Here is a 24,697-nt window from a genome sequence, read left to right as displayed (position 1 = left end):
TGCTCCTCTAAAAAATTCATGATGCCAGGATGGCGTTATCCTACCAGCCTGCCATGGCGCGCTTGATCGATTGCAGCAGCAAGCGCCTGCAATCGGCAGCGCACAGGCCATTGGCGCGCATGGCGTCGCGTACGCTTTCGGAAGCGGTGGGCAGTGCGTTCTCGTGGCAGATAAAGTAGCACGCTGCCAGCGCAGCGGCCAGCACGACGCAGCACACGATGAGCCATCCGGCTTTCGCATTCCCGACCATGTGCAGCACCGGCAGCTTCCCATAATTGACGACCATACCCCTCCAGAAAGTGCGCAGGACGGCGGCGCCGACCTGTTGCCAATATAGGTCGGTGCGGAACCTGGCGAAATCGCACCTTGGTAATGCCAACTCATACCAAGGTTTAGTTTCGTCCGTGCCAGCCTTCCTTCCCCTATTCCAGGAAGGAATAGCAGCTATTCCTTCAGGCAGGTTACAGCCGCGCACAGGCGTGGCAGCATCCTGTTATCAATGGAGGAAGACATGAAACGCAAGACCAAATGGAGTGTGGCCGGCGCGGTGGTGCTGGCCGGCTGCGCCGGCGCGGCGGCCTGGATGCTGGAGCCGGCGATCGCGCCCATCGCGCCGCCGGCAGCCGCCAGCTTCGCTGCGCAAACGGTGGCGCGCGGCGCGCGCGTGGTGGCGCAGGGCGACTGCATGGTGTGTCACACGGCTTCCGGCGGCGAACCCTTTGCCGGCGGCCTGCCGCTGAAAACGCCGTTCGGCACCATCTACACCACCAATATCACGCCCGATGCCGGCACCGGCATCGGTAACTGGTCGCCGGCCGCGTTTACCCGCGCGCTGCGCCGGGGCGTGGCGCGGGACGGCCACCTGCTGTATCCGGCCTTCCCCTATATTCACTACACCCGCATGTCGAACCAGGACATCGAGGATGCCTACGCCTACCTGATGACCCGCGCGCCGGTACAGGCCACGCCGCCCGCCAACCAGCTGATTTTCCCGCTCAATTTCCGGCCGCTGCTGGCCGGCTGGAACCTGCTGTACCTGCGCCCCGGACCGGTGCCGGCCGACGGCAACCGCAGCGAAATCTGGAACCGGGGCCGTTACCTGGTGGACGGCGCCGGCCACTGCGCCTCGTGCCACAGCGCGCTGGGACCGATCGGCGGCGAACGCAGCCCAGCCTTCAGCGGCGGCAATATCGATGGCTGGGATGCACCCGCGCTGACCGCCCTGCTGCAAGCACCGCGCCCGTGGACCGAGCAGCAGCTGGCGCTGTACCTGCGCCACGGCTGGTCGCCCGAACACGGCGCCGCCGGCGGCCCGATGGCGCCGGTGGCGCACAGCCTGTCCACCACGCCGCCCGAAGATGCGGCAGCGATCGCCCACTACATCATGTCGCTGCAAAACCCTGCGGCAAAGCCGCCTGCACTATCGGCTGCAGCGGTCATCCAGCCAGCTGCCAACGATCCTGCGCTGCTGCCGGGCCGTACCCTGTTCGCCGGCGCCTGCGCCGGCTGCCACACCAGCGCCGCGCCGATGATGGCCGCCGGTAGCCGCCCGTCCCTGGCGCTGAGCAGCGCCGTCGCCGGTCCCAAGCCCGATAACCTGATCCAGACCATCCTCAACGGGCTGCCGTGGACACACACCGGGCAATCGAGCTACATGCCGCCATTCGCGGGCACCCTGACCGACGCCCAGGTGGCCAGCATCGCCATGTACGTACGCGCCGAGATCGGCCAGCGCGCGCCATGGCAGGACGACAAACAACGCCCGCTCGACGCACGCGGCATCGAACAACGCGTGACCGCCATCCGCAAGGAGAACCAGCAATGACCACCCTCACCGTCAACGGCGTGTCGCACACGCTGGCCATCGATCCCTCCACGCCGCTGCTGTACGCGCTGCGCAACCAGCTGGAACTGAACGGCGCCAAGTTTGGCTGCGGCCTGGGCCAGTGCGGCGCCTGCACCGTGCTGGTGGACGACCAGCCGGTGTTCGGCTGCCTCACGCCGGTCGCCGCGTGCGCGGGCCGCAAGGTGCGCACCATCGAAAGCCTGGGCACGCAAGCGAAGCCGGGCGCCCTGCAAGCGGCGTTCATCAAGCACCAGGCCGCGCAGTGCGGCTATTGCATCGCAGGCATGGTGATGCGCGCCCAGGCGCTGCTGGAGAAGAACCCGCACCCCACCGAAGCGCAGATCCGCAAGCACATGGAACCCAATCTTTGCCGCTGCGGCACCCACATGCGCATTCTTGGCGCGATCCGCGAAGTGGCGCAAAAAACTACCCCAGCGAGCCAGAAATGACGATAGCCGAACAACCGATCGACCCGCGCCGGCGCGCCGTGCTGCGCGCCGGCGCCCTGCTGGTGGGCTTCTCCCTGGTGCCTGCTGCACGCGCGGAATTCAACGGCATGGGCGTGCCGCCGATTGCCAACCCCAGGCTGCCCGGCAGCCTCAGTCGCATCCCGATGCTCGACGCCTGGATCCGCATCGCACCCGACGGCAAGACCACGGTCTTCACCGGCAAGGCGGAACTGGGCACCGGCGTGCGCACCGCGCTGCTGCAAGTGGCGGCCGAACAGCTCGATATCGCGCCAGCCGCCATCGACTTCGTCACCGCCGATACCGGCCGCACGCCCAACGAGGGCTTCACCGCCGGCAGCCACACCATGGCCGACAGCGGCACCGCGCTGCTCAATGCCGCCGCCCAGGTGCGCGCGCTGGTCGTGCAAGGCGCAGCGGCGCAGTGGCAGCTCGACGCCACCAGGCTCACCACCCGCAATGGTGTGGTCACCGCGCCGGACGGCCGCCACATGCATTACGGCGACGCGGTGCGCGGCATCGACCTGCACCGCCAGGCCCAGGAAAAGTCGCCACTGAAGGACCCGTCAAAATACACGGTGATCGGCGCGTCGCTGCCACGGGTGGACATTCCCGCCAAGCTCACCGGCGGCGCCGCCTATGTGCAGGACATGCGTCCGCCCGGCATGGTCCATGCGCGCGTGGTGCGCCCGCCCGCGTATGGTGCCAGGCTGCTGTCGGCCGATACGGCCGGGGTTGCGCGCATGGCCGGCGTGGTCAAGGTGGTCGTCGACGGCAATTACCTGGCCGTGGTCGCGCGCGACGAATGGCAGGCCGTGCTGGCCATGCGCGCGCTGACCACCAGCGCCAGGTGGCAGGCCGGCCCGCCACTGCCGGTGCAGGAAACCATCCACACTACGCTGCGCGCCCTGCCCTCGCAAGACATCACCATCGCCGGCAACCGCGCCGCCACCGGTGCGGCCGTGACCACGCTGTCGCACCGCTATTCCAAGCAGTACGTGCTGCATGGCTCGATCGGGCCGTCTTGCGCGCTGGGCCACCTGGTGGACGGCAAGCTCACCGTCTGGACCCACACCCAGGGCGTGTATCCGCTGCGCGCCGCGCTGGCCGAGATGGTGTCGATGCCGTTCGACGCGGTGCGCTGCATCCACACCGAAGGCTCTGGGTGCTATGGCCAGAACGGCGCCGACGACGTGGCGGCCGATGCCGCCCTGATCGCGCGCGCCTTGCCCGGCATACCGGTGCGGGTGCAGCTGATGCGCGACCAGGAAAACCAGTGGGAACCGTACGCGCCGGCCATCAGCTCGCAGCTCTCCGCCTCGATCGATGCCAGCGGCAAGATCTGCGACTGGCAGTACGAATTGTGGAGCGGCTCGCACAACGAGCGTCCCGGCAATGCCGGCAAGCTGATCCCGGCCACGCTGCTGGCGCGCCCATTCGTGCCCAGCCCCTCGGTGCCGATGCCGATGCCCGAGGGCGGCGGCGACCGCAATGCGATTCCGCTGTACGTGCTGCCCAAGTCGCGCGTAGTCAACCACTTCCTGCCGGTGACGCCGCTGCGCACCTCGGCCATGCGCTCGCTGGGTGCGCACATCAACCTGTTTGCCATCGAGAGCATGATGGACGAACTGGCCGCTGCCGCCCGCATCGACCCGGTGCAGTTCCGCCTCAAGCACCTGGACAACGAACGCGCCCGCGCGGTGATCCAGAGCGCTGCGGCCAGGTTTGGCTGGGATAAGCGCAAAGCGAAGCCGGATCACGGCTTCGGCTTTGCCTTCGGCCAGTACAAGAACATCATGGGTTATGTGGCGATCGCGGTGGAAATCCGGCTCGACCGCAGCACCGGCGACGTGCGCATCGCCAGGGTGGTGGCAGCCGTCGATTGCGGCCAGATGGTCAACCCGGACGGCATCCGCAACCAGATCGAAGGCGGCATTTTGCAGTCTGCCAGCTGGACCTTGTACGAGCAGTTGCAGTTCGGCCCACAGGGCATCGCCAGCGTGGACTGGGCCAGCTATCCGATCATGCGCTACTCGGGCGTGCCGGACCATGTGGACGTGGGGCTGCTCGACCGTCCCGGCACGCCGCTCCTCGGCGTGGCCGAAGCGGCGCAGGGGCCGATGGCCGGCGCCCTGGGCAACGCCCTGGCCCACGTGACGGGCAAACGCTGGCGCGACCTGCCGCTGGCCGGTCCGCACCTCAAGTCGTAGCAGGGCAGCAGGGGTCAGCGCGCAGCCAGCGCGCTTTCGACAAAGGCGGCCAGGGCGCGCGTCTTGGCGCTGGCCCTGCGCCCCGATGGGTACACCGCCCAAAGGTCCATCGCGGGCAGGCGCCAGTCCGGCAGCAGGCGCACGACCTGGCCGCTGGCCAGCTCCGGCGCAAACATCCACTCGGTGGCCACGGCCAATCCCATGTGTGCCAGCACGCCCGCACGCACGCCTTCGGCGGCCGATACCCGCAACCGCCCCGTCAACGCCACCGGCACGTGCTCGTCGCCGCGCACGAACATGCTGCCCGCACCGGTCCCATTGCCAGTGCCCGGACGGTCGTAGAGCACTGCCTGGTGCCTGGACAGTTCCGAGGGATGCGCGGGCGTACCGTAGCGCGCGATGTATTCCGGCGTGGCCAGGAGCGTCCGCGGACCGCGCGCAAGGCGGCGCGCCGTCATGGCCGAATCCTCCAGGTGGCCCAGGCGCAGCGCGATGTCGGCGCCGCCTTCGAGCAGGTCGACGTTGCGGTCGTCCAGCACCAGGTCGAGCGTGAGGTCGGGATGGGCCTCGAGAAAGGCCGGCAAATGCGGCATGATGTGCAGCCGCGCAAAGGTCACCGGCGCATACGCGACCAGGCGCCCCGACAGGCTGGCGCCCTCGCCCCGGGCGCCCGCTTCGGCGTCATGCAAGGCATCGAGCGCGCGGCGCGCGCCCTGGTAATACGCCATGCCGGCCTCGGTGGCCGTGAGACCCCTGCTCGAACGCAGCAGCAGCTGCACACCAAGTTCGGCTTCCAGTTGGGCCACCGTCTTGGAAATGCTCGGCTGCCCCACCTCGAGCCGGCGTGCGGCGGCGGAAAACGTCCCCGATTCCACCACCTGCACCAGCGTGCGCATGGCTTGCCAGCGGTCCACCGCCTAGCCCAGCGACGGGTAGTCGGTGTAGCCGCGTTCCGCGCCGCCGTAGAACGAGTACGGATCGGGCTCGTTGTACGGACCACCGGCGGCAATCCGGGCCACCAGGTCCGGGTTGGCGACATAGGCGCGGCCGAACGCCACCATGTCGGCCTGGCCGCCGGCCAGCAGTTCTTGCGCCGCTTCCGGCGTCATGCCGGCGTTGGCGATCACCACGCCTTTGTAGCCCGAGCGGATGATGTCGAGAAGCTTCGGCATGTCGGCCGTGCCGCCCCAGGCATTGGTGTCGGCGCCGTGGATGTAGCCGATGCCATAACCGTCGAGCAGCTGCGCCACTGCGCCATAGGTCTCTGCCACGTTCGGATCGGTGGCGTTGTTATAGGCGGCGAACGGCGAGATGCGTACACCTACGCGTTGGGCCGGCAGCACTTCCAGCACCGCTTCGACGATCAGGCGCAGGAAGCGCAGGCGGTTTTCCACGCTGCCGCCAAATTCGTCGGTGCGGCGATTGACCACGGGCGAGAGGAACTGCTGCACCAGGTAGCCATTGGCGGCGTGGATCTCCACCCCGTCGAGGCCCGCCCGCACCGCGTTCACCGCGCCAGCGCGAAATTCAGCGACGGCCGCATACACTTCTTCGGTCGTCATGGCGCGCGACGGCGAGGCAGCGATACGGGTGTAAATGCCGTTGCGCAGCGCGCCGTACACCTGCAACAGGCCCAGGTCGTCGTTCACGCCCGATGGCGACAGCGGCGCGCGGCCCTGCAGCAGCGCGTAGGAGCTGGCCCGGCCACTGTGCCACAGCTGCATGAAGATGCGGCCGCCAGCGGCGTGCACCGCGTCGGTCACGCCGCGCCAGCCGGCCACCTGCGCCTCGGTATGAATGCCGGGCGCCAGTTCGAAGGCGGCCGAATTGGGCGAGACATTGGTGGCCTCGGTGATGATCAGGCCCGCCGTGGCGCGCTGGCCGTAGTACAGGGCGTTGAGCGCAACCGGCACGCCGTCGTCGCCGGAGCGGGCGCGCGTGAGCGGGGCCATCGCCACCCGGCTGGTGAGGGCGAGGTCGCCGATGTGGATGGTGTCGAGCAGCTGTTTCATGGCAGTGGTCCGTAGTGGTTGGAGATGAGCCACTGTAGACCGCCGCACGCCTGCTGATAAGCCAGCCTGAGCCGGCAACACCTTTGCGTAATGCGCAACGATGCTCGCGTTTCTCTTACTTTTGGCGCAGTAACTCGTCCAGCACGCGCGGATCGACCGGCTTGGTCAGGTGATGATCGAACCCCGCTTCGGCCGCACGCCGGCGGTCGCTGTCCTGGCCATAGCCGGTGATGGCCACCAGCCGCAACGCCCGGTTGCTGCTCTGCCGGCGCAGGCGCTGCGCCAGTTCGTAGCCGTCCATGCCGGGCAGACCGATGTCGAGCAGGCAGATTTGCGGCGCGAACACCGGCTCCTGCGCCAGCGCCTCGGGCGCGCCGAACACCACGCTCACCTCGTGCCCCTGCAATGCCAGCAGCTCGCCCAGCGCGCTGGCAGCGTCCTCGTTGTCATCCACCACCAGCACGCGCAGGCCGGTGGGCGCGGGCGCCGGCGCCGCCGTGGCAGCTTCGCCAGCGGGCGCAGCATCGGACTGATTGTGCTGCTCCTGTGCTTCATGCTGTGCGAGCAGCGGCAGGCGCACCGTAAACGTGCTGCCCCGGCCCACGCCGTCACTGTGCACATCGATGCTGCCGCCGTGCAGCGCCACCATGCTGCGGGCGATCGTCAAGCCCAGTCCCAGCCCGCCCTGCGAACGGCTCAAGGCCTGGCGCTCCTGCACGAAGCGCTCGAAGATCGAGTTGCGCATGGCCGGTGCGATGCCGATGCCGTTGTCGCGCACGGCGATGGCCACCACGTCCTGGCCGTCATCGCCGCGCTCGCGCCAGGCGCCAACCTTGAGCGTGCCGCCAGCCTCGGTGTACTTGGCGGCGTTGTTGAGCAGGTTGGCCACCACCTGCACGCAGCGGCCCGGATCGACCAGCGCCAGCAGGCCGGCCGTCGGCACATCGACATCGAGCGCGTGGTGCTTCTGTTCGATCAGCGGGCTGGCGGTCTCGATCGCGCGCGCCACCACTTCGGCAATCTGCACCGGTTCGCGCCGCAGTTCGATCTTGCCCTCTGCCACGCGGGACACGTCGAGCAGGTCGTCCACCAGCGCCACCAGGTGGCTGGTCTGGCGCTCGATCACCTGGCGCTCCCTGGCCGCCTGGTCGCCGCCGCGCAGGCGCATCAACTGCAGCGCGGTGACGATGGGCGCGAGCGGGTTGCGCAGCTCGTGGCCCAGCATGGCGAGAAAATCGTCCTTGGCGCGGTTGGCCGCTTCAGCCGCACGGCGCGCATTGGCCAGTTCCGTCACCTCGAACGCCACCGTCATGACGCCTTCCGGCTTGCCGTCGTCGCCAAGCAGCGGCTGGTAGATGAAGTCGAAGCTGCGCTCGACCAGTTGCTGGTCCGGGCCGGTGCGCAGCAGCACCGGCACCGCCTGGCCGACGTAAGGCTCGCCGGTGCGGGCCACTTCGTCGAGCAGCTCGAAGATGCCCTGCCCTTCCAGCTCTGGAAAGACGTCGCGGATCGGCATGGCGTCGAGTTCACGCATTCCCACCAGCCTGCGGTAATGGGCATTGGCCTGCTCGAACACGTGGCGCGGTCCGCGAAAGATCGCGATCGCCACCGGCGCCTGGCTGAAAACGCTGCGGATCCGGCGCGTGACCGCAGCATCCACCTCGCGCGCCCGCTGGCGCTCGCGCAGCACGTCCAGCCGCGCCACCAGTTCACGGCCCGAAAACGGCTTGACCAGGTAGTCGTCGGCGCCCGCCTGCAAGCCTTCGAGCCGTGCTTCCTCGCCGGCCCGCGCCGACAGCAGCATGAAGGGAATATCGCGCGTGGCAGGATCGGCGCGCAGCGCGGCCAGCAAACCGAAGCCGTCGAGCTCCGGCATCATCACGTCGGACAGGATGACGTCGGGCGCCCGGCGTGCGATGGCCGCCAGCGCTTCGACGCCATTGGCGCAGACCTCCACCTGCCAGTGGTCGGACAGCAGCCGGCACAGGTAGTCGCGCATGTCGGCATTGTCGTCGGCGATCAGCAGCCGGCCGCTGCGCACGCTGGCCACCGCATCCGGTGCCGGAACCTCGGCGCGCTGTATCCAGCCTTCCGCTTCGGCCACGTACGACTGAACAGCGGACAGGCGCGGCGCCTCGGGTGGCGCGTCGACCACGTGGGCCGGGTCGAGGTGGGCGCTGCCCAGCGCGAGTTCCACGCGGAACACCGTGCCCTCGCCCTCCGCGCTCTCCACGCCGATGCGCCCGCCGTGCAGCGCCACCAGGTCGTGCACCAGCGCCAGGCCAATGCCGGAACCCTCGTGGGTGCGCGAGCGCGCGCCTTCCACCCGGTGGAAGCGCTCGAACAGATTGGGCAGCTGCTCGGCCGCGATGCCGATGCCGGTATCGGATACGGTGAGATATGCGTGGTTGCCGACCGCTTCCAGGCTGATGGCGATATGGCCGGCAAAGGTAAACTTGAACGCATTCGAGAGCAGGTTCAGGACGATCTTTTCCCACAGCACCGGATCCACGTACACTGGCGACGGCAGCGGCGGGCAATCGACCAGCAGGCGCATGCCGGCGCTTTCCACCGCCGAGCGGAAGCTGCTGGCCAGGTCGGCAGTGAGCGCGGCCAGGTCCACCGGCGCAAAGTGGGCCTGGGCACGGCCGGCCTGCACGCGCGAAAATTCCAGCAGCGTGTTGACCAGTTTTTGCAGGCGCAGGCCGTTGCGGTGCATCAGCTCCATGCGGGCGCGCTGCTGTGGCGGCAGCGGCTCTGCACTGTCGCCCAGCGCGTCCTCCATGGGCCCGAGCATCAGCGTGAGCGGCGTGCGGAATTCGTGGCTGACGTTGCTGAAGAACTGGGTCTTGGCGCGATCGAGTTCGGCCAGCATGTTGGCGCGCAGTCGCTCATCTTCTGCCGCGCGGGCATGCTGGATGGCGGTGGCAGCCTGGATGGCCACCAGTTCCATGAAGCGGCGATAGTCGGCGTCGAGCCGGCGCGCGGCGCTCACGCCCAGCACCAGTGCGCCCACGGCCTGCTGGCCGGCGCCCATCAGCGGCAGCATCACCGCGCGGCGTAGCGGCTGGCCCGCCAGGCCGGTCGGCAGGCCGATGGCGCGCGGGTCGTCGGCAAACTCCACTTCCACCATGCGGCCATGGCGTACCGCCCTGGCCACCTCGAACAGGTCGTCGGCAATCTCGGCATGGGTACTGCGCGCCAGTGCCAGCCGGTCGTCTTCATCGGCCAGGAACAGCTGCGCAAACGGCAGGTCGTCGGGGTTGCCGCTGATGCTGGCCATGACGTTGTCGCACGCTTCATCGACGGTCTTGTCGTCGCGCGTGCGCGTACTGAGGTCCGACAGCGTGAGCAGGCCGCGCGCATTCAGGTGCTTGGCAGTGACATCGAGGTTGGGACAAAACAGGCCCGCCACCCGCCCCGACTCGTCGCGCACCGGGCTGTAGGAGAACGAATAAAACACCTCTTCCAAGAAATCGCCGCGGTTCATGAACAGGCGCACGTCGTTGGCCAGCGTGGCTTCGCCGTGCTGGAATACGCGGTCGGACAGCGGTCCGCAGATGTCCCAGATCTCGGCCCATACCTCGGCCGCCGGCCGTCCCAGCGCCCACGGGTGCTTGGCCATGCTGAGCACATCGATGTAGGCGTCGTTATATAAAAACGTCGCCTGCGGCCCCCAGCCTATCCACATCGGCTGGTGGGAGCTGAGCATGAGGCTGACCACGGTCTTCAGGCTTTGCGGCCACTGGGCGATGGGGCCGAGCGGGGTGTGCGACCAGTCATGGGCCAGGATTTGCGCGCTCAGTGCGCCCGGGGCGGTTAAAAAATCGGGCGCCGCTGGTACCGGTCCGTCCGTGAAATTCATGGATACATGCCTTTATTGAATGCCTCAACTACAATGATCGCAAGCCTATCATTTTTTTTAACCGCCGGTAGCAGCGTTGAGTTCGCCCATTTCGCCCCCATCTACGTCTCCATGAGCCAACCCGCCCTCCACGACTGGCAAGACTTCCACCCCGCCGTCGCCGCCTGGTTTACCGCTGCCTTCCCTGCCGCCACCGAGGCCCAGCGCCGCGCCTGGCCGCTGATCCAGGCCGGCCGCCCCACCCTGATCGCCGCGCCGACCGGCTCGGGCAAAACCCTCACCGCCTTCCTGGCCGCGATCGACGCACTGGTGCGCGAGAGCGGCGCCGGGCCGCTGCCTGACGCCACGCGGGTGTTATATGTGTCGCCCCTGAAGGCGCTGTCAAACGATATCCGCGTCAACCTGCTGGCGCCCCTGGACGGCATCGCCGAGCAATTGCAGACCATGGGTTTGCCGCCGCATGGCATCCGCAGCGCCGTGCGCACGGGCGACACCACCCAGGCCGAACGCAACGCCATGCGCCGCCGCGCGCCGCACATCCTGGTCTCCACGCCGGAATCGCTGTACGTGCTGCTCGGTTCCGACAGCGGCCGCGCCATGCTGGCCGGCGTACGCACGGTGATCGTCGACGAGATCCACGCGGTGGCAGGCAGCAAGCGTGGCAGCCATCTGTCACTGAGCCTGGAACGGCTCGACGCCCTGTGCGATGCGCCGCCGGTGCGCATCGGCCTGTCGGCCACCCAGAAGCCGCTGTCCACGGTGGCGCACTTCCTGGCCGGTACCGGCCGGGATTGCGCGGTAGTGGACGTGGGACACGTGCGCGCGCGCGACCTGGGACTGGAACTGCCGCCGGTGCCGCTGGAAGCGGTGATGCCCAACGAAGTATGGGAGCGCGTATATGACAAGCTGGCGGAGCTGACCGTCCTGCACCGCACCACGCTGGTGTTCGTCAATACCCGGCGCATGGCCGAACGGATGGCGCGCCACCTGGCCGACCGCCTGGGGAGCGAGCACGTCGCCGCGCATCACGGCAGCCTGGCCAAGGAATACCGGCTGGACGCCGAGCAGCGCCTCAAGCGCGGCGAGCTGCGGGTGCTGGTGGCCACCGCCTCGCTGGAACTGGGCATCGATATCGGCGACGTCGACCTGGTGTGCCAGATCGGTTCCCCGCGCGGCATCGCCGCCTTTTTGCAGCGCGTGGGCCGCTCCGGCCATCACGTGGGTGGCTTGCCCAAGGGTCGGCTGTTTCCCACCTCGCGCGACGACCTGGTGGAATGTGCGGCGCTGCTCGACTGCGTGCGCCGCGACGAACTCGATATCCTGCACGTGCCGGTGGCGCCGCTCGACGTGCTGGCCCAGCACATCGTGGCCGAAGTGGCCAGCCGCGAATGGCGCGAGGACGAGCTGTTTGCGCTGATGCGGCAAGCCTGGCCGTATGCGAACCTGGCGCGCGACCGTTTCGACGCGGTGCTGCGCATGCTCTCGGAAGGATACACCACGCGCCAGGGAGTGCGCGGCGCCTACCTGCACCGCGACACCGTGAGCGGCACCGTGCGTGGCCGGCGCGGTGGCAAGCTCACCGCCGTCACCTCGGGCGGCACCATCCCCGACAATGCCGACTATTCGGTGCTGCTCGAGCCGCAGGGCATTGCGATCGGCACCGTGCACGAAGACTTCGCGGTCGAGAGCCTGGCCGGCGACGTGTTCCAGCTCGGGAACACGTCGTACCGCATCCAGCGCATCGATGCCGGCAAGGTCCGGGTGGAAGACGCCCATGGCGCCGCGCCCAACATCCCGTTCTGGATGGGCGAGGCGCCGGGTCGCAGCGACGAGCTGTCGTTCGGCGTGGCGCGCCTGCGCGGCGAAATCGACCGCCTGCTCACGCGCACCGATGGCGCGTCGGGCGAGTTGACTAACGAGCGCGCCATCGAGCGCGCCATCGACTGGCTGCATGAGCACCTGGACCTGCACGACGACGCCGCACGCCAGATCGTCGAGTACCTGGCCCGCGCCCGCTCTGCCCTGGGCAGCCTGCCCACCCACGACACGCTGGTGATGGAACGCTTTTTCGATGAATCGGGCGGCATGCAGCTGGTGCTGCACTCGCCATACGGCAGCCGCATCAACCGCGCCTGGGGACTGGCGCTGCGCAAGCGCTTCTGCCGCAACTTCAATTTCGAGCTGCAGGCCGCCGCCACCGAAGACGCCATCGTGCTCTCGCTCTCGGAGAGCCACAGCTTTCCGCTCGATGAAGTATGGCGCTACCTGCGCGCCAATACGGCCGAGCAGGTGCTGGTGCAGGCGCTGCTCGACGCACCGCTGTTCAACGTGCGGTGGCGCTGGAACGCCACCACCGCGCTGGCACTGCCCCGTTACGCCGGCGGGCGCAAGGTGGCGCCGCAGCTGCAGCGGATGAAAAGCGACGACCTGCTGGCGGCCGTCTTCCCCGACCAGGCAGCGTGCCTGGAAAATATCGTGGGCGAACGCGAATTGCCGCGCCACCCGCTGGTGGACCAGACCCTCGACGACTGCCTGCACGAGGCGATGGACAGCGAAGGCTGGCTGGCGCTGTTGCGGCGCATGGAGGGGGGCGAAGTACGGCTGCTGGCGCGCGACCTGCCGGCGCCTTCCCCCTTGGCGATGGAAATCCTCAACGCCCGCCCGTACGCCTTCCTCGACGACGCGCCGCTGGAAGAGCGGCGTACGCAGGCAGTGATCAACCGGCGCTGGACCGATCCCGCGTCCACCGACGACCTGGGCGCGCTCGACGTCGGCGCCATCGAGGCGGTGGGCCAGGAAGCGTGGCCCGATGTGCGCAACAGCGACGAGATGCACGAAGCGCTGGTCGCGCTGGCCGCCATCACGCCGACAGAAGCGCAGGCCCACGCCGGCTGGGCCGACTGGCTGCACACACTGGCTGCGGGTGGACGCGCCACGCTGCTGGCCGCTGGCGACACGCAGCTGTGGGTGGCATTGGAGCGCCTGGCCTGCCTGCAAGCGGTTTACCCGGAAGCAGTCGCCACGCCGGCACTGGCGCCGCTGCCTGGTCACGTCGACGACGAACCCTGGACCCGCGACAGCGCGCTGGTGGAACTGCTGCGCGCGCGCCTGGGCGGCTTCGGCCCGCAGACCGTGGCTGCCATCGCCGACCCGCTGGGGTTGGCGGCATCGACGGTCACCATCGCCCTCACCCGGCTCGAAACCGAAGGCTACGTGATGCGCGGCCGTTTTACGCCGGGCGTGGAAGAAGAGCAATGGGTGGAGCGCCACCTGCTCGCCCGCATCCACCGCTACACCATCAAGCGGCTGCGGCGCGAGATCGAGCCGGTGGAGCGCCAGGACTTCATGCGCTTCCTGTTCGACTGGCAGCACCTCTCAGGCAGCAAACGGCTGTCCGGCCAGGAGGCGCTGGCGCAGATCCTGGCGCAGCTCGAAGGCTACGAAGCGGCAGCCGGCGGCTGGGAAAGCGACCTGCTGGCCCTGCGCGTGGAAGATTATTCGAATACCTGGCTCGATGACCTGTGCCGCGCCGGCAAAATCGTCTGGACCCGCGTGGGTGCGCCCAGTTCCGCTGCCGGCGGCCCGGTGCGCGGCACGCCGCTGGTGCTGCTACCCCGCCGCCAGCTGGCGCTGTGGCATGCGCTGCCGGCCGTGGCTGGCGAGATCACTGTCTCGGCGCGGGCGGCGCGGGTGCTGGCCGCGCTGCGCAGCGAAGGCGCGATGTTTTACGACGAACTGGCGCGTGACGCCCGCCTGCTGGGCGCCGAGCTGGAAACCGCGCTGGGCGAACTGGTGGCCACGGGGCTGGTCAATGCCGACAGCTACGCCGGCCTGCGCGCAATGCTGGCGCCGGCAGCAAAACGCAACACGCTCGACAAGCGCCGCCGGCGCGGCTTGGTCGGGGCCGGGCCAGCGATGGAAGAAGCGGGCCGGTGGGCCCTGGTGCGCCGCGCCGACGGCGTTACGATCGTCGAGCGGCCCAGCGAAATCCTGGCCGCCGGCGAGGTTGCAGCAGCGCCCGCAGCCAGAAAGCCGGCAGTCCCAAGCCGCAGGCCGCGCACAGATCCCGCCACGCTCGAACACATCGCCATGACCCTGCTGCGCCGCTACGGCGTGATGTTCTGGCGCCTGCTCGAGCGCGAGGCGTCGTGGATGCCGGCCTGGCGCGAGCTGCTGCCGGTCTATCACCGGCTAGAGGCGCGCGGCGAGATTCGCGGGGGACGTTTCGTCGCAGGCCTGTCGGGCGAACAGTTTGCGCTGCCAGAAGCGATACCGCTGCTGCGCGACATGCGCCGCCGCCCGCACGACGGCGCCCTGGTCTGCCTGTCCGGCATCGACCCGCTCAACCTGTGCGGCACCCTGCTCCCCGGCGACAAGGTGCCGGCGCTGGCCGGCAACCGCATCCTGTTCCGCGACGGCCTGCCGGTGGCCACGCAGGCGGGCAACAAGCTGCGCTACGTGGGCACGCCGGAACCGGTCGAGCGCGAGCTGCTGCGCGCGCATCTGCTCGCCAACGGCCAGGCCTGGCAGGTCAAAAGTTAGCCACGCGGCAACCAACCTTGCGCGTATGTGGTAAAGCGCACATAAATGGGGCGTGGTCGGGCCTACCATGGGGCCATGACAAAATCACGCCCACTCAATATTTTTCTCGCGATCCTCGGCTTCCTGGTGCTGCTGCTGGTGGCGGTCGTCATTTTCATCCTGACGTTCGACTGGAACCGCGCCAGGCCCTACATCAACAACAAGGTCACCGAGAGCATCGGCCGCGAGTTCGCCATCAAGGGCGATCTGAAGGTGCGCTTCAAGTGGATGGAACCCAATGAAACCGGCTGGCGCCACTACGTGCCCCGGCCGCACATCAACGCCGCCGACGTCCACATCGCCAACCCCGAGTGGACCAGGACCGGACCCGAGCTGGTGAGCGTGGGCAGCGTGGCGGCCGGCATCCACCTGCTGCCGCTGCTGCACAAGGAGGCGCGCATCACCGACCTGGCCGTGGAAAAACTGGCGGTCGCCGCCGAGCGCCGCGCCGATGGCACCAACACCTGGACCTTCAAGGACAACGGTCCGTCGCAGTGGGAAGTCAATATCGACCGCGTGCAGCTCAACGAGGGCACGGTGCGCTATGTCGACAGCGGCATCAAGCTCGATCTGAACGCCAAGGCCGAAACCATCAGCGGCGAGGAAGCCAAGCCGTACGGGCTGCGCTTCGTCGTGGGCGGCACCTACCGCGACGCCAAGATCGTCGGCGGCGGCAAGATGGGCAACGTGCTGTCGCTCGAACGTGAACACATCAACTTCCCGGTGCAGGCCAACGCCACCGCCGGCAAGAACAAGCTGTCGCTCGAAGGCGTGCTGACCGATCCGCGCGCGCTGGCCGGCATCGACCTCAAGATGTCCCTGGCCGGCGCCACCATGGCCGACCTGTACCCGCTCACCGGCGTTCTGCTGCCGGAAACCCCGCCTTACGCCACCAAGGGCCGTTTGGTCGGCAAAAACACCGGCGCCGACTGGCGCTGGGCTTACCGCGACTTTACCGGCACCGTGGGCGGCAGCGACCTGCAAGGCACACTCGAGTACATTCCGCGCAAACCGCGCCCGTTCCTGACCGGCTCGGTGGAATCGCGCCAGCTGCGCCTGGAAGACCTGGGTCCGACCATCGGCGCCGACAGCGCGGCCGACAAGGCTGCGCGCGGACGCAAGAATATCCAGCCGGCCGACAAGGCGCTGCCGGTCGAGCAGTTCAACACCAAGAACTGGGACGCGCTCGACGCCGACGTCAAGTTCACCGGCAAGAAGGTGCTGCGCACGCACGACATTCCGATCAACGACGTGACCACCCACATCAAGATGCAGGACAAGGTGCTCACGCTGATCCCGCTCAACTTCAGCATGGCCGGCGGCCAGATTACGTCGCATATCCGCCTCGACGGCCGCGAGCCGCAAATCGACGCGCAGATGCGCCTGGCCGCGCGCCACCTCAAGATCAAGCAGCTGTTCCCCAAGCTCGAATCGATGCAGGCAAGCGTGGGTGAAGTCAATGCCGACGCCGCGCTGCTCGGCAAGGGCAACTCGGTATCGACCATGCTGGCCACGTCCAACGGCGAGCTGGGCGCCACGGTCAGCGAAGGCACGGTCAGCAAATTCATCCTCGAAGCGGCAGGCCTGAACGTGGCCAACCTGGTGTTCGTCAAACTGTTCGGCGACAAGCAGGTGCAGCTCAACTGCGGCGCCGGCGACTTCGTGGTCGAACGCGGCGACGCCCAGATTCGCCGCTTCGTGGTCGATACCGACGAAGCGGTAATCAACGTCAGGGGTTCCGTCAACCTCGCCACCGAGCAGCTCGATCTCGACATCAAACCCGAAACCAAGGGCGCGCGCATCATCACCCTGCGCACGCCGCTGTACGCCAAGGGCACTTTTACCAACCCTAAAGTGGGGCCGCACGCCGGACCGCTGGCCTTGAAGGGCGGCGCGGCGGTGGCGCTGGCGTCGCTGGTCAATCCGCTGGCAGCGCTGCTGCCTTTGATTAACGTCAGCAAGGTGGAGCCGGTCAATTGCGCGGCAGCGCTGGCCGACGCCACGCGCACCCGCAACCTGGCGCAATCACCGTCCACCGTGCGCAATGTACAGGCCAAAAAACCGGTGCCCGATGCGCAAAACGTCACGCCGACGCCGAGCAAAAAGTAAGCATCTATTCCCTGAGGCAACGCGTGTAATCATCGTCTTACACAGCCTCAGGGGACGCACCGATAGGTAATAAATCTCCCGCCCGGGATAATGTAACAAATAAACCAGTTTCCGGGCCCCTCATGCAAACCTCCTTCGCACCAGTCGTGACGCCAGCACCTACGGCGTCTTCCACGCCATCGGCGAAAGAACTTTATTTTCTTCTCGAGCACGGCGGGCTGGCAGAGCATCGCGACACCGCGCGCGGCTATCTCGAGCGCCAGCTGCAAGCTGCGCGCGCATTGCAGGACGATGTGCCGGCCGATATCAGCCAGATGAACGAGTGGATGCGCACCCGCAGCGTGGCCGTGGGCCAGCAATACCGCGACTATCTCGACGCCCGCAAAAACGGCGCGCCGCGCCGCTACTTCGCCAGCAAATCGCAGGCCATGTACTTCATCAAGGCGGTCGCACCGACCAAGCTGGTAGACGGCGCCTGGCTGTTCGCGCTGCTCGAACGGTGGGAAGACCCCGACTTCCGTCCGCTGATCCAGACGTACCTGGAAGAACTGGGCGACGGCATCGCCGAAAAGAACCACGTGGTGCTGTACAAGAAACTGCTGGCCAGCCTGGAATGCGACCAGTGGCGCGGCCTCGATGACGACAAGTTCGTGCAGGGCGCGATCCAGTTGGCGCTGGCTGCCGATGCGCAGCACTACCTGCCCGAAATCGTCGGCTACAACCTCGGTTACGAGCAGCTGCCGCTGCACCTGCTCATTACTTCGTACGAGCTCAATGAACTCGGTATCGATCCCTACTACTTCACTCTGCACATCACGGTGGACAACGCCGGCACCGGCCACGCCCACAAGGCGCTGCAAGGGGTGCAGCAGCTCATCGCCAGCGCCGCCGACCCGGCCGACTTCCAGCGCCGCATGCTCGATGGTTATCGCCTCAACGATCTGGGCGCCTGCACCACGTCCGTCATCGCCGAATTCGACCTGGAAGCGGAACTGGTGCAGATCATGCAGGAGAAAAGCGTGGTGGGCCAGAACATGCACTCCGATTACTGCCGCGTGGCCGGCCGCAGCATCAACGACTGGCTGGCCGAACCGATGCAAATTCCGCACATGCTGCTGGAACTGGAGAACGCCGGCTGGATCAAGCGCGGCGAACCGGCCGAGAACAGCCGCTTCTGGAAACTGATCCAGAGCGAACGGGCCGAAATGTTCGGTGTGTTCAGCAGCTACGAGCAGCAAATCCTGCGCGACTGGATCGCCACTCCGCGTGCGGCTCATGCAGCTGCAACTGCACCGGCCACCGGTGCGCGGGTAATCAGCTTCCGCGCCCGCCAGCGCGCGCTGGAGACTCTGGGCGATGGTGCCGCCACGCGCCCCAACGCCAACAAGCCGCGCGGCGTGATTCGTCACCATCCGGCGCGCGAGGCGGACCTCGATGCCGGCGACGGCGGCTCGGAGCTGCGCCGCCTGGAACAGCGCCTGGCCGCTGCCGGCAGCAAGCCGGCCGCAATGGCGATGCTGATCGACCTGATGTCCCCCGCACGCCACCACAGCGCGGCCGGCCTGATGGCCACCCGTATCTTCCGCCAGTTGCTGGCATGAGCACCGGCCACCTGATCATCATCGGCGGCGGCGAAGACCGCACCGATGACAAGAACGTGTTGACCCGCTTCGTCGAGATGGCCGGCGGCGCCGAGCGCCGCTTCGTCGTCATCACTACCGCCAGCCGGGTGCCGGACCAGGTGTGGGCGATGTATGACGCGGCCTTTGGCGACCTCGGTGTTACCCAACGCAAGCACTTGCACCTGGATACGCGCGCCGACGCCAACAACCGGGAACTGGTGGAAGATATCGAACAGGCCGACGGCATCTTCATGACCGGCGGCGACCAGAAGCGCCTGATGGCCATCATCGGCGGCACCTTGGCCGACGACGCCATGCATCGCGCGCTCAACGTTCGCGGCGCCGTGATTGCCGGCACCAGCGCCGGGGCCTCGGCCATGTCCAACCACATGCTGGCCGACGGCAAGACCGACCTGCATCCGGAAAAGGGCGCGGTCCACCTGGGCGCCGGACTGGGGCTGGTCAACCGCGTGGTGATCGACCAGCATTTTTCGCAGCGGCACCGGCTCTCGCGCTTGCTCACCATCGTGGCTGCCAATCCGCATTTGCTCGGCATCGGCATCGATGAAGACACGGCGCTGATCGTTACGCCTGGATCCGGCATCGAGGTGATCGGTGACGGCGCCGTCACCATTGCCGACGGCCGCGACACCATCACCAATATCGCCGACCTGCCGCAACACGGCTGCCCGGAACTGATCGACGTGCGGCTGCACCTGCTTCCCGCTGGTTCACGCTACAAGACCGGCGAGGCGCCCGCGCCGCTCGAACACTTTATGCACATCGTCACCCACAGGAACACCCTGCCATGAACCTCATCGAACAGCGCGTGCTGCGCGGCCCGAATCTCTACAGCAGCGCGCCGTGCCTGCTCACCGTGGTCGACCTGGCGGAGCTGCAGGGCGTGAGCACCAGCGCCCTGCCCCGTTTCAACGACGCCTTGCTGGATCTGATACCCAGCCTCGGCCAGCATTACTCCCCGCCCGGCAAGCCGGGCGGATTTGTGCAGCGCCTGCAGCAAGGCACCTACATGGCGCGGGTGGTCGAACACGTGACTTTGGCACTGCAAACCCTGGCCGGCGCACCGGTGGGTTTTGGCCGCTCGGCGCCGATCGAGAGCCAGCCGGGCCGCTACCGCGTGATCTGCGGCTACCAGTTCGAGCAGGTGGCGCAGGAAGCGTTCGCGCTGGCCATGCAACTGGTCACGGCGCTGGCGCATGACCAGCCGTTCGACCTGGAAGAACCACTGGCCGAACTGCGCGACCACGCGGAACGCCGCGCCATCGGCACCAGCACCGCAGCCGTCATCGACGCCGCCACCAGGCGCGGCATCCCGAGCCTGCGTCTGACCGAAGAAGCCAACCTGTTCCAGCTGGGCTGGGGTGCGCGCCAGAAGCGTCTGCAAGCCACCGTTACCGGCAACACGTCGCTGGTGGCCGCCAACATCGCCAGCGACAAGCAGCTCACCAAGACCTTGCTGGCCGAAGCGGGCGTGCCGGTGCCGCGTGGCCGCCTGGTGACCGATGTCGAGCAGGCGCAGCGTGCCGCCCGCCGCGTGGGCGTGCCGGTCACCATCAAGCCGCTCGACGCCAACCAGGGCAAGGGTGTGACCACCGTGTGCGTCACGCCCGAGCAGATCGAGGCCGCGTTCGACCATGCGCGCGGTTACAGCCGCCGCGTGATCGTGGAAAAATACCTGGAGGGGCATGACTATCGCGTGCTGGTCACCGGCAACAAGGTCGCTGCCGCCTCGCGCCGCCGTCCACCCGAAGTGACCGGCGACGGCGTAAAGACCATCGCCGAACTGGTGGCGCAGGAAAACCTCGATCCCGCGCGCGGTGACGGCCACACCAATATCCTGACCAGGATGCGGCTCGACCAGATCGCCGCCGACCTGCTGGCCAAGCAAGGCTATGAGTTCGACAGCGTGCCGCCGGCTGGCGCCGTGGTGGCCCTGCGCGGCAACGCCAATCTATCCACCGGCGGCACGGCGGAAGACGCCACCGACCTGCTGCACCCATCCACGCGCGAAATCTGCATCCGCGCTGCGCGCACGATCGGTCTGGACGTGGCCGGCATCGACATCATCTGCCGCGATATCGGCGTGCCACTCGACGAGCAGGATGGTGGCATCATCGAAGTCAATGCCGCGCCGGGCATCCGCATGCACCAGTACCCGAGCAGCGGGCAGCCGCGCGACGCCGGCGACGCCATCGTGGAAGCCATGTACGGCAAGGACAACGGCCGCATCCCGGTCATTGCGGTCACCGGCACCAATGGTAAAACCACCACGGCCCTGCTGCTGGGCCACGCCGGGCGCATGGCCAAACTGGGCACCGGAGTGACCACCACCGAGGGCGTATTCATCAACGGCGTGCGGGTGGACCAGGGCGATTGCTCCGGCTACTGGTCGGCGCGCAAGGTGCTCACGTCCACCGAGGTGGACTTCGCGGTGCTGGAGACGGCGCGCGGCGGCATCCTCAAGCGCGGCCTGGCGTTCGACCGCTGCGACGTGGGCGTGGTGCTCAACGTGAGCGCCGACCACCTCGGCATGGACGGCGTGGAGACGCTGGCCGACCTGGCCGAAGTCAAAGCCGTGGTGGCGCGCACGGCCAGCCGCGCGGTGGTGCTCAACGCCGAAGACCCCTACTGCGTGCGCATGGCGTCGCAGGTGGAGGAAGGTGTGGAAGTGCTGTACTTCTCGCTCGACCCGGAGCACCCGGTACTGCTCACGCACCTCGACCAGGGCGGCCGCGCCACCTGGCTGCACGATGGTGTGCTGATGATCGGTCACGGCAACCGCCGCGAGGCGCTGGTCAGCGCAGCAGCCATGCCGATGTCGGTGCAGGGGCACGCCATGTTCAATATCGCCAACGCGCTGGCCGCCATCGCTGCACTGCTGGCGACCGACTTCACCTTGCCGAAGATTGCGGAAGCGCTGACGACCTTCGTCTCGGACAGCCATAACAATCCGCTGCGCGCGAACGTCTACGATATGGGGCAGGCCACGCTGGTGGTCGATTACGCCCACAACCCGGCCGCCTATCGTGCGCTGGGCAGGATGGCGCGCTCATTGGCTGGCTCGGTCGCGGGTGCAGGAACGTCCGGGAAGGTTATCGGCGTAGTCACGGCCCCCGGCGACCGCCGCGACGCCGATCTGCGCGACGTCGGCCGCAATTGCGCGATCGACTTCAATGAATTGATCGTCTACCAGTCCAATCCGCGCGGCCGCGCCGACGGCCAGACGGGCGCGCTGATCGTGGAAGGCATCCGCCAGCAGCTGAGCGGTGACGGCACGGCGGTGCAGATCGACGACGTTCAGCAGGCGCTGGCCGTGGCCATCGCCAAATGCCAGCCCGGCGATGTGCTGGTGTTCTCGTCGCCGTCCACGCCACACGTGCTGGTAGAGGCGCTGCGCCCGTTCTACCCGGAAAACGCCGCCATCATCGCGGCCGACCTGCGACCGGTGCACAGCGAGTGTAACGACGCCTGATCACTCGGCCCGGTACAGCCGCACGCCGAATACCGGGCCGGCAGTATGGCCCGGTTCCGGCTCGAAGCGCACGGTGATGGCTTGCTTGCCCTGCGTCAGGGCTGGCGGCACCGGGTAGTCCTCGTCGAAAAACACGCCGGCATGGCTGGCGTCGAGTTTGACACGCGCCACGCGCACGCCGTCGACCAGGATGTAAAAGTCGCGGTTGCGCTCCTCGCCCCAGTAGCTTGCCTGCAGTACCAGCGGACCATCGCCGCACTTGAGGCGGAAACTGAAAAAGCCGCCGGTGCGGGCGTCGCGCCCCATGCGACCGCGGTACGACACCGGGTACGAAATCTCCGACTGCAAATCGTGGTCGCGTTCCGGCTGCATTTCTCCCAGGTGCATCACGTCCACCGACCTCGCCGCCAGCGCCTTCAGGCGCGCCTCTTCCTTGCGGAACGCCGCTTCCGACGCGGCCCATTGCGGTTCCGTGTACGCGTTGAAGTACACGGCGGCACGGCGCTCGTACTGCGAAAAGAACGGCTTGAAGGTCATGTCGCCGGGCCGGCCGCTGCCCACGCTGCGGTAGGTGGCCTGCTGCTTGTCCACCGTTTTGAAGGCGCCGAGGATATCGGCGCCCACCAGCGCGGGAGCCAGGCCGTCGAACGGCTGGTCCGACGGTCCCAGGTCGGCCGCCAGCACCATCGGTCCGCGCAGCAGCGCCTGCACTTGCCCGTTGCCTGCTGCCGCCTCCATGCGCAAGTCCAGCGGCAGCGACAGCCGCACCTTGTCGCCGGCTTTCCATTGGCGCCGCAGCAGCAGGTAGCCATGGCCTTGCGCCGCCTTGTAAGGCTTGCCGTTGACCAGCAGTGTGTGGTTCGTGGCCCATGCCGGCAGGCGCAGCGCCAGCGTGGTGGCGCGCGGCGCAGCGATACCCTTGACCGCGATGTCGATATCGCCTTCGTACGGATAACGGGTGGTCAGCTCGAGGCTGGCCCCGGCCTGGCGCCACGCCACCTGCGACGGGATGTACAGGTTGACGAACAGGGTGTCGCCGTTTTCCCAGTAGATCGAATCGCCGTGCTTGGCGTGGCTCTCCATACCGGACAGCACGCAGCACCAGAAGTCGTTCTCTTCGCTCGAATACTCGCGCGCCACGCCCGACATCAGCGGCGTCATGTACGTAAACATGCCCGTGCGCGGATTCTGGTGCGCCAGGATGTGATTGAGGTGGGTGCGCTCGTAGTAATCGAAGAATGCCGCGTGCGGCGCCCAGCCGAACAGCTGGCGCGTCATCTTGAGCATGTTGTAACTGCAGCACGCTTCGCAGGTCTGCTCGGTGATGTGGGCGGCGATGGTGTCGGGACCGGAAAAATATTCGCGGTCGCCGTGCCCGCCGATCACGTAGCTGTGATGCTGCGTTACGCGTTGCCAGAAATACCGCGTGGTCTCGGCGTAGCCGGGATTCGGGTCCAGCTCGTGCAGGCGCGCGAGGCCCAGCAGCTTGGGGATCTGGGTATTGGCGTGCAGGTTGGCCAGCTCGTCGCGTCCCTGCGCCAGCGGTTCGAGCACCTTTTTGTGATACAGGCGGTGCGCCAGCGCCAGCCAGCGGCGGTCCTGGGTGCGCGCGTACAGTTCGGCGAAGCTTTCGTTGATGCCGCCATGTTCGCAGGCCAGCACCTGCTGCAACTGGACCTCGTCGAGCGCGGCGCACACGGTGGCCAGGTAGCCGGCCAGGCCGGTCGCCACTTGCAGCGCCTGGGTATTGCCGGTGTAAGACTGGGCGTCGAACAGGCCGGCGAATACCTTGTGCCAGTTATACAGCGGCACCCAGCAGCCATTGAGGTCGAATCCCGCCGAGCGGATCTCGCCGCGCATGATCTCGGGGAAGATCTCCTTGCCATCGACCACCGTGCCATCCTTGCGCTTGCGCATGAAGCCGCCGATATAGCCATCGCCCTGCGCCTGCTGCACGTGCGCCAGTTCGGCCACGATGTAATCGATGCGCGGCTTGAGCGCCGGGTCGCCGGTTTGCGCGTGCATCAGCGACAGCGCGGACAGGTAATGGCCCAGGCCTTCGCCGGCGATGGTGTCCGACTCCCAGCCACCGTAAATCGCCCCCTTCACCGGCAGGCCGGCGAACTTGTGATAATTGTGCAGAAAGCGGTCGGCGTCGAGGCGCAGCAGGTAGGCCAGGTTGGCCTGTACCGCGTCCGCATATACCGAAGGCAGCAGGCGCACGGCGGACAGCGGCACCGCGCGCGCGGTGCCGGGAATCGCAGCTGACGCTTCGCCCGCCACGCGGGAGCAGGCTGCCACAGCAGCCGTACCAGCAGCGCCGCCCCACCCGGCCAGCCCGACGCTGGCAGCGCCTTTCAACAGCAGGCGGCGATGACGAAACGGATCGGGTAAGTGCTGGGGCATGGCTGGTCCTCGAACAGGGAATCAAACCATAATTTACCGCGCTGCTCAGCCACCGTCTTGCACCGCCGCGCGGCAAACGATGACGA

The 24,697-nt window shown here is 67.6% G+C and carries 13 protein-coding genes; 8 read left to right on the top strand and 5 right to left on the bottom strand.

Features of this window, described 5'->3' with window-relative positions; translation table 11 throughout:
- Positions 1-40: 40 nt before the first annotated feature.
- Positions 41-286 carry a hypothetical protein gene (locus J2X54_RS18700; protein ID WP_310182561.1) on the bottom strand — a complete coding sequence of 82 codons (246 nt, stop codon included), beginning with the start codon at positions 284-286 and terminating at the stop codon, positions 41-43.
- A 225-nt stretch (positions 287-511) separates the two neighbouring features.
- On the opposite strand from J2X54_RS18700, the gene J2X54_RS18695 reads away from it, so the two are divergent.
- The 3 genes from J2X54_RS18695 to J2X54_RS18685 are packed head-to-tail and all read left to right on the top strand — an operon-like array spanning position 512 to position 4,523.
- Positions 512-1,825 carry a c-type cytochrome gene (locus J2X54_RS18695; RefSeq protein WP_310182560.1) on the top strand — a complete coding sequence of 438 codons (1,314 nt, stop codon included), beginning with the start codon at positions 512-514 and terminating at the stop codon, positions 1,823-1,825.
- Complete coding sequence (locus J2X54_RS18690; protein WP_310182559.1) at positions 1,822-2,295, top strand: 2Fe-2S iron-sulfur cluster-binding protein; 474 nt, start codon at positions 1,822-1,824, stop codon at positions 2,293-2,295. The genes J2X54_RS18695 and J2X54_RS18690 overlap by 4 nt, the downstream gene beginning before the upstream one ends.
- Positions 2,292-4,523: a molybdopterin cofactor-binding domain-containing protein gene (locus J2X54_RS18685; protein WP_310182558.1), complete on the top strand. Its 2,232-nt coding sequence runs from the start codon at positions 2,292-2,294 to the stop codon at positions 4,521-4,523. Before J2X54_RS18690 ends, J2X54_RS18685 begins: the two co-directional genes overlap by 4 nt.
- Positions 4,524-4,537: 14 nt before the next feature.
- Here J2X54_RS18685 and J2X54_RS18680 read toward each other — a convergent pair whose 3' ends face one another.
- From J2X54_RS18680 to J2X54_RS18670, 3 genes are all read right to left on the bottom strand, one after another.
- A complete protein-coding gene (locus tag J2X54_RS18680) occupies positions 4,538-5,437 on the bottom strand; it encodes a LysR family transcriptional regulator (RefSeq protein ID WP_310182557.1) in 900 nt (299 codons plus the stop codon).
- Between the two features lie 3 nt (positions 5,438-5,440).
- A complete protein-coding gene (locus J2X54_RS18675) occupies positions 5,441-6,535 on the bottom strand; it encodes an alkene reductase (protein WP_310182555.1) in 1,095 nt (364 codons plus the stop codon).
- Between the two features lie 115 nt (positions 6,536-6,650).
- Positions 6,651-10,400 (bottom strand): ATP-binding protein, encoded by a 3,750-nt coding sequence (locus J2X54_RS18670; protein WP_310182554.1) that lies wholly within the window; start codon positions 10,398-10,400, stop codon positions 6,651-6,653.
- A gap of 111 nt (positions 10,401-10,511) precedes the next feature.
- Between J2X54_RS18670 and J2X54_RS18665 the strand changes: the two genes are divergently transcribed.
- From J2X54_RS18665 to cphA, 5 genes are all read left to right on the top strand, one after another.
- Positions 10,512-14,942 (top strand): DEAD/DEAH box helicase, encoded by a 4,431-nt coding sequence (locus tag J2X54_RS18665; protein WP_310182553.1) that lies wholly within the window; start codon positions 10,512-10,514, stop codon positions 14,940-14,942.
- Positions 14,943-15,017: 75 nt separating this feature from the next.
- The gene (locus J2X54_RS18660) at positions 15,018-17,090 is read left to right on the top strand and encodes an AsmA family protein (protein WP_310182552.1); all 2,073 of its coding nucleotides are present in this window, start codon (positions 15,018-15,020) and stop codon (positions 17,088-17,090) included.
- A 122-nt stretch (positions 17,091-17,212) separates the two neighbouring features.
- Positions 17,213-18,691, top strand: coding sequence for an iron-containing redox enzyme family protein (locus tag J2X54_RS18655; RefSeq protein ID WP_310182551.1), 1,479 nt, complete (start codon positions 17,213-17,215; stop codon positions 18,689-18,691).
- On the top strand, positions 18,688-19,524 hold the full coding sequence (locus tag J2X54_RS18650; protein ID WP_310182549.1) for a cyanophycinase: 837 nt from the start codon (positions 18,688-18,690) through the stop codon (positions 19,522-19,524). Before J2X54_RS18655 ends, J2X54_RS18650 begins: the two co-directional genes overlap by 4 nt.
- Positions 19,521-22,205: a cyanophycin synthetase gene (gene cphA, locus J2X54_RS18645; RefSeq protein WP_310182548.1), complete on the top strand. Its 2,685-nt coding sequence runs from the start codon at positions 19,521-19,523 to the stop codon at positions 22,203-22,205. The genes J2X54_RS18650 and cphA overlap by 4 nt, the downstream gene beginning before the upstream one ends.
- Here cphA and J2X54_RS18640 read toward each other — a convergent pair whose 3' ends face one another.
- A complete protein-coding gene (locus J2X54_RS18640; protein WP_310182547.1) occupies positions 22,206-24,611 on the bottom strand; it encodes a glycoside hydrolase family 127 protein in 2,406 nt (801 codons plus the stop codon).
- Between the last annotated feature and the right edge of the window lie 86 nt (positions 24,612-24,697).

It is taken from the genome of Duganella sp. 3397 (assembly GCF_031456625.1).
Classification (GTDB): Bacteria; Pseudomonadota; Gammaproteobacteria; order Burkholderiales; family Burkholderiaceae_D; genus Rugamonas; species Rugamonas phyllosphaerae.
Note: the sequence above shows the minus strand (reverse complement) of the source record. Positions and strands in the feature narration are given on the sequence as shown.

What these genes read in the sequence shown, in the direction of transcription:
- J2X54_RS18700 (WP_310182561.1), bottom strand. Translation starts at nt 286, where the DNA reads ATGGTCGTCAATTATGGGAAGCTGCCGGTGCTGCACATGGTCGGGAAT.
- J2X54_RS18695 (WP_310182560.1), top strand. Translation starts at nt 512, where the DNA reads ATGAAACGCAAGACCAAATGGAGTGTGGCCGGCGCGGTGGTGCTGGCC.
- J2X54_RS18690 (WP_310182559.1), top strand. Translation starts at nt 1,822, where the DNA reads ATGACCACCCTCACCGTCAACGGCGTGTCGCACACGCTGGCCATCGAT.
- J2X54_RS18685 (WP_310182558.1), top strand. Translation starts at nt 2,292, where the DNA reads ATGACGATAGCCGAACAACCGATCGACCCGCGCCGGCGCGCCGTGCTG.
- J2X54_RS18675 (WP_310182555.1), bottom strand. Translation starts at nt 6,535, where the DNA reads ATGAAACAGCTGCTCGACACCATCCACATCGGCGACCTCGCCCTCACC.
- J2X54_RS18670 (WP_310182554.1), bottom strand. Translation starts at nt 10,400, where the DNA reads ATGAATTTCACGGACGGACCGGTACCAGCGGCGCCCGATTTTTTAACC.
- J2X54_RS18665 (WP_310182553.1), top strand. Translation starts at nt 10,512, where the DNA reads ATGAGCCAACCCGCCCTCCACGACTGGCAAGACTTCCACCCCGCCGTC.
- J2X54_RS18660 (WP_310182552.1), top strand. Translation starts at nt 15,018, where the DNA reads ATGACAAAATCACGCCCACTCAATATTTTTCTCGCGATCCTCGGCTTC.
- J2X54_RS18655 (WP_310182551.1), top strand. Translation starts at nt 17,213, where the DNA reads ATGCAAACCTCCTTCGCACCAGTCGTGACGCCAGCACCTACGGCGTCT.
- J2X54_RS18650 (WP_310182549.1), top strand. Translation starts at nt 18,688, where the DNA reads ATGAGCACCGGCCACCTGATCATCATCGGCGGCGGCGAAGACCGCACC.
- cphA (WP_310182548.1), top strand. Translation starts at nt 19,521, where the DNA reads ATGAACCTCATCGAACAGCGCGTGCTGCGCGGCCCGAATCTCTACAGC.
- J2X54_RS18640 (WP_310182547.1), bottom strand. Translation starts at nt 24,611, where the DNA reads ATGCCCCAGCACTTACCCGATCCGTTTCGTCATCGCCGCCTGCTGTTG.